Genomic DNA, 11,603 nt, shown 5'->3' with positions numbered 1-11,603 from the left:
TCAGTGAGCACCGCCGGAACGCCACCAGCGCCGACAGCAACGACCCGCCCCAAACCGCCCGACGACGAGCGGTCAGCCGCGCCTGCCCGCCCGCCCCCTTGACACAAGCAGACCGTTACTCAGCGGGGGCGGCGGTAGGCGGGGGCGACCTCGTTGATGGCGTCGCCCATCCGGTGGATGCGCAGCGCGTTGGTGGAGCCCGGGATGCCGGGCGGGCTGCCGGCGATGATGACGACGAGGTCACCCTCCTTGACCCGTCCGATGGCGAGGAGCGCCTCGTCGACCTGCCGCACCATCTCGTCGGTGTGCTCGACCTCGCCCGCCTGGAAGGTCTCGACGCCCCAGGTCAGCGCCAGCTGCGAGCGGGTGCGGGCCTGCGGGGTGAAGGCGAGGACAGGGATCGGGCCGCGATAGCGGGAGAGCCGCTTGGCCGAGTCGCCGCTCGTGGTGAAGGCGACGACGTACTTCGCCTCGACCCGCTCGGCGACCTCGGCCGCCGCCTTGGCGATGATGCCGCCGCGGGTGTGCGGCTGCCACTCCACCTCCGCCATGTGGCCCAGGCCGTGCTCCTCGGTGGACTGGACGATGCGGGCCATCGTCTCGACGGCGACGATGGGGTGCTCCCCCACGCTCGTCTCTCCCGACAGCATCACCGCGTCAGCGCCGTCGAGCACCGCATTGGCCACGTCGCTCGCCTCGGCGCGGGTCGGCGCGGGTGAGGTGATCATCGACTCGAGCATCTGGGTGGCCACGATGACGGGCTTGGCGTTGCGGCGGGCCTTGTCAATGATCCGCTTCTGGTGGATCGGCACGTCCTCGAGCGGGCACTCCACACCGAGGTCACCCCGAGCGACCATGATGCCGTCGAAGGCGTCGACGATCTCGTCGATGTTGTCGAGGGCCTGCGGCTTCTCGACCTTGGCGATCACGGGGACGGAGATGCCCTCCTCGCGCATCACAGCGCGTACGTCGGCGGCATCGCCCCCGTGGCGCACGAAGCTCAGGGCGATGAAGTCGACGCCCAGCCTGAGCGCCCAGCGCAGGTCCTCGGTGTCCTTCTCGGACAGGGCGGGAACCGACACCGCGACGCCGGGCAGGTTGATGCCCTTGTTGTTTGAGACCTTGCCCGGCACGACGACCTCGGTGACCACGTCGGTGTCGGTGACCGACGTCGCCCTGAGCCGGACCTTGCCGTCGTCGATGAGGAGCGGGTCACCCGGCTTCACGTCGCCCGGCAGTCCCTTGTAGGTCGTGCCGCAGATCTCCGCGGTGCCTGGGACGTCACGCGTCGTGATCGTGAAGGTCGCCCCTCGCTTGAGCTTGACCGGACCGTCGGCGAACGTCTCGAGCCGGATCTTGGGACCCTGGAGGTCGGCGAAGATGCCGATGGCGTGGCCGGTGTCGTCGGAGGCCTGTCGGACCAGCCGGTAGACGGCCTCGTGGTCGGCGTACGCGCCGTGGCTCATGTTGAGCCTCGCGACGTCCATGCCGGCTTCGACGAGGGCTCGGATCCCCTCGGGGGTGTTCACCGCGGGGCCAAGGGTGCAGACGATCTTTGCTCTACGCACGTCCGTCACCCTATCGGAGGTTGGATCGTTAAAAAGCCCCCGTCCCACCCCCGGTCGGTGCATGAGGCGGGTTCCTGCTGTCCAGGACCGGCCTCACGCACCGCTCGACGGCGGTCAGACGACGAGCGGGCGCTCGTGCGGCTTGATCGGCGACGGCAGCGTCGTCGAGCCGGTGAGGTAGGCGTCGACGGCAGCGGCCGCGCTGCGTCCCTCGGCGATGGCCCACACGATCAGCGACTGACCGCGGCCGACGTCGCCGGCGACGTAGACGCCGGGGACCGAGGCGGCGTACGACGAGTCGCGCCGGACGTTGCCGCGCTCGTCGAGGTCGACGCCCAGCTGGTCGATGAGGCCCGGGCCCTCGGGGCGGGTGCGCTCGGGGCCGGTGAAGCCCATCGCGAGCAGCACCAGCTGGGCCGGGATGTCGCGCTCGGTGCCCTCGACGGGCTGGAACGACGCGTCCACCTCGACGAGCCGGAGCGAGGCGACGTTGCCCTCGTCGTCCCCGACGAACTCCTGCGTCGAGACGGCGTACATCCGCTCGCCACCCTCCTCGTGGGCCGAGGAGACCTTGAAGGTCATCGGGTACGTCGGCCACGGCTGGCCCTCGGGCCGGTCCTCGCCGGGCCGCGGCATGATCTCGAGCTGCGTGATGGAGCGAGCACCCTGCCGGATCGACGTGCCGAGGCAGTCGGCACCGGTGTCTCCCCCGCCGATGATGACGACGTCCTTGTCGGTGGCCACGATCTGGTCCGAGCCGTCGGACGTCGGGGCCTCGCCGAGCGCGGCGCGGTTGGCCTGCGGCAGGAATTCCATGGCCTGGTGGATGCCGCCGAGCTCGCGCCCGGGGACCGGGAGGTCGCGTGCGGCCGTCGCGCCCATGGCCAGCACGACCGCGTCGTAGCGGTCGAGCAGCTTGTCGCCGGTCAGGTCGCCCCCGACGTCCACCCCGGCCCGGAAGACGGTGCCCTCGCGGCGCATCTGGTCCAGACGCCGGTCGAGGTGCTTCTTCTCCATCTTGAACTCGGGGATGCCGTAGCGCAGCAGGCCGCCGATCTTGTCGGCCCGCTCGTAGACCGCGACGGTGTGGCCGGCGCGGGTCAGCTGCTGGGCGGCCGCGAGCCCGGCCGGGCCGGAGCCGATGACGGCCACCGTCTTGCCGGAGAGCCACTCGGGCGGCTGCGGGCGGACGTAGCCCGAGCCCCAGGCGCGGTCGATGATCGAGACCTCGACGTTCTTGATCGTCACCGGGTCCTGGTTGATGCCGAGCACGCAGGCGGTCTCGCAGGGGGCCGGGCACAGGCGACCGGTGAACTCCGGGAAGTTGTTGGTCGCGTGGAGCCGGTCCATCGCGCCGTCCCAGTCGTCACGCCAGACCAGGTCGTTCCACTCCGGGATGATGTTGCCCAGCGGGCAGCCCTGGTGGCAGAACGGGATGCCGCAGTCCATGCAGCGGCCGGCCTGGGTGTTGATGATCGGCAGCAGCGCGCGGCCGATGCCGTCGGGGTAGACCTCGTCCCAGTCGTGGACGCGCTCGGCGACCTCACGACGGGTGGCGACCTCGCGGCCGTGCTTCAGGAAGCCCTTGGGGTCAGCCATGCTGGTTCACCTTCTTTGCGGGACGGTGGTCGGTCGTCAGGTCGGTCAGGCCGGCAGTGCGCTCAGCCATGGAGCACCTCCATGATCCGCGCGGCGGCCTCCTCCTCGTCGAGCCCTTCCTCGAGCGCCTCCTCGCGCGCCTCGAGCACGCGCTTGAAGTCGCTGGGCATGACCTCGGTGAAGCGGGCGAGGGAGGTGTCCCAGTCGGCCAGCAGCGCGGTGGCGACGGCGGAGCCGGTCTCCTCGGCGTGCTGCTCGACCAAGGCCTTCAGCTCGTCGGCGGCCTTGCCCGTCACGGGCGCGAGCTCGACGAGCTCGGGGTTGACCCGCTGCTCGTCGAGGTCGAGCACGAAGGCGTAGCCGCCCGACATGCCGGCCGCGAAGTTGCGGCCGGTGGGTCCGAGGACGACGACGACACCGCCGGTCATGTACTCGCAGCCGTGGTCGCCCACGCCCTCGACCACGGCGGTGGCGCCGGAGTTGCGGACGCAGAACCGCTCGCCGACGCGGCCGCTGAGGAACACCTGGCCCGACGTCGCGCCGTAGCCGATCGTGTTGCCGCCGATGATCTGCTCGGCCGCCTCGAACGTCGCGGACCGGTCGGGCCGGATGACCAGCCGACCGCCGGAGAGGCCCTTGCCGACGTAGTCGTTGGCGTCGCCCTCGAGCCGCAGGGTCACCCCGCGCGGCAGGAACGCGCCGAACGACTGGCCGGCCGAGCCGGTCAGGGTGATGTCGATCGTCCCGTCAGGCAGGCCGTCACCCCGGTAGCGCTTGGTGACCTCGTGGCCCAGCATCGTGCCGACGGTGCGGTTGACGTTGCGGATCGCCACCTGGGCGCGCACGGGCTCGCCGCTCTCCAGCGCCGGGGCCGCGATCGCGATGAGCTCGTTGTCGAGCGCCTTGTCGAGGCCGTGGTCCTGCGTCCTGGTGTTGCGCAGGTCCTGGTGCTCGAACTGGCCGAACTCACCGTGGGCCGAGGCCTGGTGGAGGATCGGCGAGAGGTCGAGCCCGGAGGCCTTCCAGTGGTCCACCGCGTCGGCGACGTCGAGGGTGCCGACCTGGCCGATCGCCTCGTCGAGGCTGCGGAAGCCGAGCTCGGCCAGCAGCTCGCGGACCTCCTGGGCGATGAACTCGAAGAAGTTCACGACGTACTCGGCCTTGCCGCTGTAGCGCTCGCGCAGCACCGGGTTCTGGGTGGCGACACCCACCGGGCACGTGTCGAGGTGGCAGACGCGCATCATGATGCAGCCGCTGACGACGAGGGGCGCGGTGGCGAAGCCGTACTCCTCGGCGCCGAGCAGCGCGGCGATGATGACGTCGCGGCCGGTCTTGAGCTGGCCGTCGGCCTGCACCACGATCCGGTCGCGCAGGCCGTTGAGCAGCAGGGTCTGCTGGGTCTCGGCCAGGCCGAGCTCCCACGGGCCGCCCGCATGCTTGAGCGAGGTCAGCGGGGACGCGCCGGTGCCGCCGTCGTGCCCGGAGACCAGGACGACGTCGGCGTGCGCCTTGGACACACCCGCCGCGACCGTGCCGATGCCGACCTCGGAGACGAGCTTCACGTGGATGCGCGCCGCCGGGTTGGCGTTCTTGAGGTCGTGGATCAGCTGCGCCAGGTCCTCGATCGAGTAGATGTCGTGGTGCGGCGGCGGGCTGATCAGGCCCACGCCCGGCGTCGAGTGCCGGGTCTTGGCCACCCAGGGGTAGACCTTGTGACCGGGCAGCTGGCCGCCCTCGCCGGGCTTCGCGCCCTGCGCCATCTTGATCTGGATGTCGTCGGCGTTGGTGAGGTACTCCGACGTGACGCCGAAGCGACCCGACGCGACCTGCTTGATCGCCGAGCGGCGCTCGGGGTCGTAGAGCCGGTCGGGGTCCTCGCCACCCTCACCGGTGTTGGACTTGCCGCCCAGCCGGTTCATGGCGATCGCCAGCGTCTCGTGCGCCTCCTGGCTGATCGAGCCGTAGGACATCGCGCCGGTGGAGAAGCGCTTGACGATCTCCGAGACCGGCTCGACCTCGTCGATGTCGACGGGCTCGCGCACGCCGTCCTTGAACGTGAACAACCCGCGCAGCGTCATCAGCCGCTCCGACTGGTGGTTCACCCGGTCGGTGTACTGCTTGAAGATGTCGTAGCTGCCGGTGCGGGTGGAGTGCTGGAGGCGGAAGACCGTCTCCGGGTCGAACAGGTGCGGCTCGCCCTCCCGGCGCCACTGGTACTCGCCGCCGATCGCGAGCTCGCGGTGCGCCGGCGCGATGCCACCCCGGGGGTACGCCGTCGCGTGCCGGCGAGCGACCTCCTCGGCGATCGTGTCGAGCTCGATGCCGCCGAGCTTGGAGGTGGTGCCGGTGAAGTAGCGGTCGATGACGGCCTGCGACAGTCCGACGGACTCGAAGATCTTCGCGCCGGTGTAGGACGCGACCGTCGAGACGCCCATCTTGGACATCACCTTGAGCACGCCCTTGCCGAGGGCCTTGATCAGGTTGGCGACTGCCTTCTCGGCGTCGACCTTGACGTAGTAGGCCTCGCGGGCGAGGTCCTCCACCGACTCCATGGCGAGGTAGGGGTTGACCGCGGCCGCGCCGTAGCCGACCAGGAGTGCCACGTGGTGGACCTCGCGGACGTCGCCGGCCTCGACGAGGAGACCGACCTGGGTGCGGGTCTTCTCCCGGACGAGGTGGTGGTGGACGGCGCCGGTGAGCAGCAGCGACGGGATCGGGGCGAGCTCTGCGGTCGAGTGCCGGTCCGAGAGCACGATGATCCGTGCGCCGTCGGCGATGGCCGCTGACACCTCGGCGCAGAGCTCGTCGAGGCGCGCCTCGAGCGCCGCTCCCCCGCCCTCGACGTCGTAGAGGCCGCGCACGATGTGCACCTGGAAGCCCGGCATGTCGCCGTTGCGGTTGATGTGGCGGATCTTGGCCAGGTCGTCGTTGGAGAACACCGGGAACGGCAGCACGATCTGGCGGCACGAGGCCGGGGTCGGCTCGAGCAGGTTGGCCTCGGGGCCGATGGACCCGCTGAGCGAGGTGACGAGCTCCTCGCGGATCGCGTCGAGCGGCGGGTTGGTGACCTGGGCGAACAGCTGGGAGAAGTAGTCGAACAGCAGGCGCGGCTTCTCGCTCAGGGCCGCGATCGGCGTGTCGGTGCCCATCGAGCCGAGCGCCTCGCCCCCGGTGTTGGCCATCGGGCTGAGCAGGACCCGCAGCTCCTCCTCGGTGTAGCCGAAGATCTGCTGGCGGCGGGTCACCGAGGCGTGGGTGTGGACGATGTGCTCGAGGTCGTCGATGTCGTCGAGGTGGACCAGCCCGGCGTGCAGCCACTCGTCGTAGGGCTGCTCGGCGGCGAGCTGGCTCTTGATCTCCTCGTCCTCGATGATCCGGTGCTCCTCGGTGTCGACGAGGAACATGCGGCCCGGCTGCAGCCGACCCTTGCGGACGACGGTGGCGGGGTCGAGGTCGAGCACGCCCACCTCGGAGGCGAGCACCACGAGGCCGTCGTCGGTGACCCAGTAGCGGGAGGGGCGCAGGCCGTTGCGGTCGAGGACGGCGCCGATCTGGGTGCCGTCGGTGAAGACCACGCACGCGGGCCCGTCCCAGGGCTCCATGAGCATCGAGTGGAACTCGTAGAACGCCCGTCGCTGGGCGTCCATCTCGCGATGGTTCTCCCAGGCCTCCGGGATCATCATCAGCACCGCGTGCGGCAGCGAGCGCCCCGCGAGGTGCAGCAGCTCGAGGACCTCGTCGAACGACGCCGAGTCGGACGCGCCGGGCGTGCAGATCGGGAAGAGTCGCTCGAGGTCGCCCGGGATCAGGTCGCTCTCGAGCAGCGCCTCGCGGGCGCGCATCCAGTTGCGGTTGCCCATCACGGTGTTGATCTCGCCGTTGTGCGCGATGAACCGGAACGGGTGGGCCAGCGGCCAGCTCGGGAACGTGTTGGTCGAGAAGCGCGAGTGCACCACCGCCATCGCCGAGGCGACGCGCTCGTCGGTGAGGTCGGGGAAGACCTGGTCGAGCTGGTCGGTGGTGAGCATGCCCTTGTAGGCCAGCGTGCGCGAGGAGAGCGAGGGGAAGTAGACGTCGGTCTCGGACTCGGCCCGCTTGCGCAGGCAGAACGCCCGGCGCTCCAGCGCCATCCCGCTCACCCGGGCACCGCGACCGGCGACGAAGACCTGCGCGAAGCTCGGCATCACGCTGCGCGCGGTGGCGCCCAGCGTCGTGTCGTCGACGGGCAGCTCACGCCACCCGAGGACGGTGAGACCCTCCTCGTCGGCGATCTCCTCGATGCGCAGCCGGGTCTTGGCCACCGCCTCGGCATCACCGGGCAGGAACGCGGTGCCGACGGCGTACGCCCTCGCGGGCGGCAGCTCGAAGTCCACCACCGCGCGGAGGAAGGCGTCGGGGACCTGCATCAGGATCCCGGCGCCGTCACCCGAGTTGACCTCGGCGCCGGCGGCGCCGCGGTGGTCGAGGTTGCGCAGGGCGGTGAGCGCCTTGGCCACGATGTCGTGGCTGGCCTCACCGGTCAGGGTCGCCACCATGGCGACGCCGCAGGCGTCCTTCTCGTGGCGAGGGTCGTAGAGACCCTGCGCGGGCGGGAAGTTCGGCGGGAATGCGTGCATAGGAGGCATTCTCCCGTCGTCGTCTCCGCGCGCCATGGACCGGATCCCGGTCCGAGGCGGGCGATGGGGTGGAAGTCAACGCTGGGGACGACGTTGGCCCGAGCAACACGGAACCTATCACCGGCGCACGACGCCGGCGCGGGTCGTGTCAGGCCGTGGGACCGGCGCGACGTCCGTCCTCGGTGTCCCTGACGTCCTCGGCGTCCTCGGTGTCCCTGACGTCCTCGGCGTCGTCGACACGCGGCTCACGCGTACGGACGACCTCCTCGCGTCCCGGGTGGCGCCTCGCCGACCAGACGAACCAGGCCGCGGCCAGGACGAAGAGCACGATCGAGGTCCACACGTTGAGCCGCAGGCCGAGGACGTCGTCCATCTGGACGTCGTCGATGCGGAGGTTCTCGATCCAGCCGCGGCCGAGCGTGTAGAGCATGACGTAGAGCGCGACGACCCGGCCGTGGCCGAGACGGAACCGGCGGTCGGCCCAGATGATGACCGCGAACGCCGCGAGGTTCCACAGGCACTCGTAGAGGAACGCCGGGTGGAAGGTCGCCTGGTCGAGGTACTGCGCGGGCCGGTGGGCGACGTCGATCTCCAGGCCCCACGGCAGGTCGGTGGGGCGGCCGTAGAGCTCCTGGTTGAACCAGTTGCCCCACCGTCCGACCGCCTGCGCCACGAGCACCCCGGGGGCCAGCGCGTCGAGCATCGGCAGCAGCTTGATGCCCTTGGACCGCGCGCCCAGCCACACCCCGAGCGCACCGAGGGCGATCGCCCCCCACACGCCGAGGCCCCCGCGCCAGACGTAGAGCGCGGTGATCGGGTTGCGGTCCTCACCGAAGTAGAGCTCCCAGTCGGTGATGACGTGGTAGAGCCGGCCACCGACGAGCCCGAAGGGCACGGCCCAGAGGGCCAGGTCGCTGACCTCGCCCGCCGTGCCGCCGCGTGCGACCCAGCGGCGCTCGCCGATCCAGATCGCGAGCACGATGCCGAGGATGATGCTGAGCGCGTAGCCGCGGATCGGGACGGGGCCCAGGTTCCACACGCCGTCGGCGGGACTCGGGATGGACATCAGGGTCACCAGGGGCGACGTCACGACGGACGGAACGGTCAACATGGGGAGCATCATCCTTCGTCGAGCAACGTCTGGACGTCACGGGCCAGCTGGGCCTGCGAGACGTCGTGGTCCCACATCATCGGCGCCTCGTCGGCGGCGTCGACGGCGTAGACCCGGGTGCCGTGGGTGACGTCGTAGCCCCCGCTGGGCAGCTTGTCCCCCTTGTCGATGCCGACCGCCAGGCTCTCGCCGACCTCCACGATGTCGTCGAGGTCGCCGGTCAGGCCGATGATCGTCGGGTCGAACGCGCTGACATAGGCCTCCGTCGCCGCCTCGTCGTCGCGAGCCGGGTCGGTGGTCACGAAGACCACGTCGAGCCGTTCCCGCTCCTCCGGCTCGAAGCGCGTCAGCGTGCCCGCGAGGGTGGCCATCACCTGGCCGCAGATGTCGGGGCAGTTGCTGTAGCCGAAGAAGACGAGGGTCAGGTCCTTGTCGGTGTCGTCGGCCAGGCTGAACGCCGCGCCGTCGGTGTCCACCAGCGGCGTCGAGGACACCTCGAACGGCGGGTCGAGGACGGTGCCGGTGGGCTCGCTCGACTGCGCTCCCCCGCCACATGACGCCAGCAGCGCGAGCAGCGGGGCCACGACGAGTGCCCTAGCGCGCACGTCGTACGCCCTCGGCGAGGTCGGCGGTCAGGCTCCGCAGGGCGTCGAGACCGGCGGCCTCGTCACCCTCGTGGTCGAGCAGGCACCGCACGAACGCGGAGCCCACGATGACCCCGTCGGCGAAGCGGGCCACCTCGGCGGCCTGGTCGCCGGTGCTGACCCCGATGCCGACGGCCACGGGGACGTCGCCCGACGCCCGGACCCGGTCCACCAGGGGGCCGGCGAGGCCGGAGGTGGCGTCGCGGGCGCCGGTGACGCCCATGACGGCGGCGGCGTAGACGAAGCCGCGGCTCTCGTGGGCGGTCATCGCGACGCGCTCGTCCGTCGAGCTCGGCGCGACGAGGAAGACCTTGTCGAGGCCGTGGGCGTCGGCGGCGGCGATCCACTCCGACCCGTGGTCGGGGGTGATGTCGGGCGTGATCAGCCCGGCTCCCCCGGCCTCGGCGAGGTCGGTGGCGAACCGCTCGACGCCGTAGCGCTCGACGGGGTTCCAGTAGGTCATCACGAGCGTGGGCGCGCCCGTCGCGGCGACCTCCTCGACCGCTCGCATCACGTCGGCGGTGCGCACGCCGCCGTCGAGGGCCGCCTGGGCGGCGGCCTGGATCGTGGGGCCGTCCATCACCGGGTCGCTGTAGGGCAGGCCGATCTCGATCGCGTCGCAGCCGGCCTCGACCATCGCGCGCATGGCCCTGATCGAGCCCTCGACGCTCGGGTAGCCGACCGGGAGGTAGCCGATCAGGGCGGCGCGGTCCTCCGCGCGGGCACGCTCGAAGATCGTGCTGGTGGAGGTCACTGCTGCGCCTCGGTGTCGAGCGCGGGCGCCGCGTCGGCCTCGACCTGCTCGAGGTCGGCCTCCGGTCCCTCCTCGGCGTCGCCGAGGCCGAACCACTCGATGGCCGTGCCCATGTCCTTGTCGCCGCGACCGCTGAGGTTGATGATCACCGTCGCGTCGGGACCCTTCTCCTGGCCAAGACGCTTGGCGACGTCGAGCGCGCCCGCGATGGCGTGGGCCGACTCGATGGCGGGGATGATCCCCTCGGTGCGGCTCAGCAGTGCCATCGCGTCCATCGCCTGGGCGTCCGTGACCGGCGTGTACGTCGCCCGCCCGGCCGCGGCCAGCCAGGAGTGCTGCGGGCCCACGCCGGGGTAGTCGAGGCCGGCGGAGATGGAGTGCGACTCGACCGTCTGGCCGTCGTCGTCCTGGAGCACGTAGGTGCGCGCGCCGTGCAGCACGCCCGCCTCGCCGGCGTGGATGGTCGCGGCGTGGCGGCCGGTCTCCACGCCGTCTCCACCAGGCTCGAAGCCGTGGATCTCGACGCCCTCGTCCTCGAGGAACGCGGTGAACAGGCCGATGGCGTTGGAGCCGCCACCGACGCACGCGGCGACCGCGTCCGGGAGGACGCCGTACTGCTCGAGGCACTGGGCCCGGGCCTCGTCGCCGATGCCGCGGCAGAAGTCGCGCACCATGCTGGGGAACGGGTGGGGGCCGGCCGCGGTGCCGAAGAGGTAGGCGGTGTGGTCGACGCTGGCGACCCAGTCGCGCAGCGCCTCGTTGATCGCGTCCTTCAGCGTGGCGCTGCCGGACTCGACCGGCACGACCTTGGCGCCGAGCAGCTGCATGCGGGCGACGTTGAGCGCCTGGCGACGGGTGTCGACCGCCCCCATGTAGACGGTGCAGTCGAGGTCGAACCACGCGGCGGCGGTGGCGCTGGCCACGCCGTGCTGGCCGGCGCCGGTCTCGGCGATGACCCGGGTCTTGCCCATCCGCTTGGTCAGCAGGGCCTGGCCCAGCACGTTGCGGATCTTGTGGGCGCCGGTGTGGTTGAGGTCCTCGCGCTTGAGCAGCACGCGCGCACCGACGCGCTCGGAGAGCCGCTCGGCGTGGTAGAGCCGGCTCGGCGTGCCGGCGTACTCGCGCAGGATCCGCTCGAACTCCGCCACGAAGGACGCGTCGGCCATGGCGTCGTGCCAGGCCTCGGTCAGCTCGTCCAGCGCGGCGACGAGGGCCTCGGGCATGAAGCGCCCGCCCCACGTCTGCCCGAAGTAGCCGCGCTCGTCGGCCTCGTACCTGCTGGTCCCGCTGGGCTGCACGCCCGTCTGCACG

Annotated in this window: 7 protein-coding genes; all 7 read right to left on the bottom strand. The window is 71.3% G+C overall.

All coding sequences use genetic code 11. From position 1 onward, the window contains the following. Nucleotides 1-119 precede the first annotated feature (119 nt). The gene (gene pyk / locus NCI01_RS19545) at nucleotides 120-1,568 is read right to left on the bottom strand and encodes a pyruvate kinase (protein WP_254183164.1); all 1,449 of its coding nucleotides are present in this window, start codon (nucleotides 1,566-1,568) and stop codon (nucleotides 120-122) included. A 114-nt stretch (nucleotides 1,569-1,682) separates the two neighbouring features. Next, nucleotides 1,683-3,167, bottom strand: coding sequence for a glutamate synthase subunit beta (locus NCI01_RS19540; protein ID WP_254183163.1), 1,485 nt, complete (start codon nucleotides 3,165-3,167; stop codon nucleotides 1,683-1,685). Between the two features lie 62 nt (nucleotides 3,168-3,229). Further along, on the bottom strand, nucleotides 3,230-7,783 hold the full coding sequence (gene gltB, locus NCI01_RS19535; protein ID WP_372495215.1) for a glutamate synthase large subunit: 4,554 nt from the start codon (nucleotides 7,781-7,783) through the stop codon (nucleotides 3,230-3,232). A 148-nt stretch (nucleotides 7,784-7,931) separates the two neighbouring features. After that, the gene (lgt, locus tag NCI01_RS19530; protein ID WP_254183161.1) at nucleotides 7,932-8,894 is read right to left on the bottom strand and encodes a prolipoprotein diacylglyceryl transferase; all 963 of its coding nucleotides are present in this window, start codon (nucleotides 8,892-8,894) and stop codon (nucleotides 7,932-7,934) included. Between the two features lie 8 nt (nucleotides 8,895-8,902). After that, a complete protein-coding gene (locus tag NCI01_RS19525; RefSeq protein WP_254183160.1) occupies nucleotides 8,903-9,499 on the bottom strand; it encodes an SCO family protein in 597 nt (198 codons plus the stop codon). Then, nucleotides 9,489-10,292 (bottom strand): tryptophan synthase subunit alpha, encoded by an 804-nt coding sequence (gene trpA, locus NCI01_RS19520; RefSeq protein WP_254183159.1) that lies wholly within the window; start codon nucleotides 10,290-10,292, stop codon nucleotides 9,489-9,491. The genes NCI01_RS19525 and trpA overlap by 11 nt, the downstream gene beginning before the upstream one ends. Next, nucleotides 10,289-11,602 (bottom strand): tryptophan synthase subunit beta, encoded by a 1,314-nt coding sequence (trpB, locus tag NCI01_RS19515; RefSeq protein WP_308213239.1) that lies wholly within the window; start codon nucleotides 11,600-11,602, stop codon nucleotides 10,289-10,291. The genes trpA and trpB overlap by 4 nt, the downstream gene beginning before the upstream one ends. Nucleotide 11,603 lies beyond the last annotated feature (1 nt).

Origin of the sequence: Nocardioides pinisoli (assembly GCF_024199985.1) — a bacterium.
Classification (GTDB): Bacteria; Actinomycetota; Actinomycetes; order Propionibacteriales; family Nocardioidaceae; genus Nocardioides; species Nocardioides pinisoli.
The sequence above is the reverse complement of the archived record's forward strand: the minus strand, read 5'-3'. Positions and strand labels throughout refer to the sequence as shown.

Coding starts and splice junctions, on each gene's coding strand:
- NCI01_RS19540 (WP_254183163.1), bottom strand. CDS start 3,167: ATGGCTGACCCCAAGGGCTTCCTGAAGCACGGCCGCGAGGTCGCCACC.
- gltB (WP_372495215.1), bottom strand. CDS start 7,783: ATGCACGCATTCCCGCCGAACTTCCCGCCCGCGCAGGGTCTCTACGAC.
- lgt (WP_254183161.1), bottom strand. CDS start 8,894: ATGTTGACCGTTCCGTCCGTCGTGACGTCGCCCCTGGTGACCCTGATG.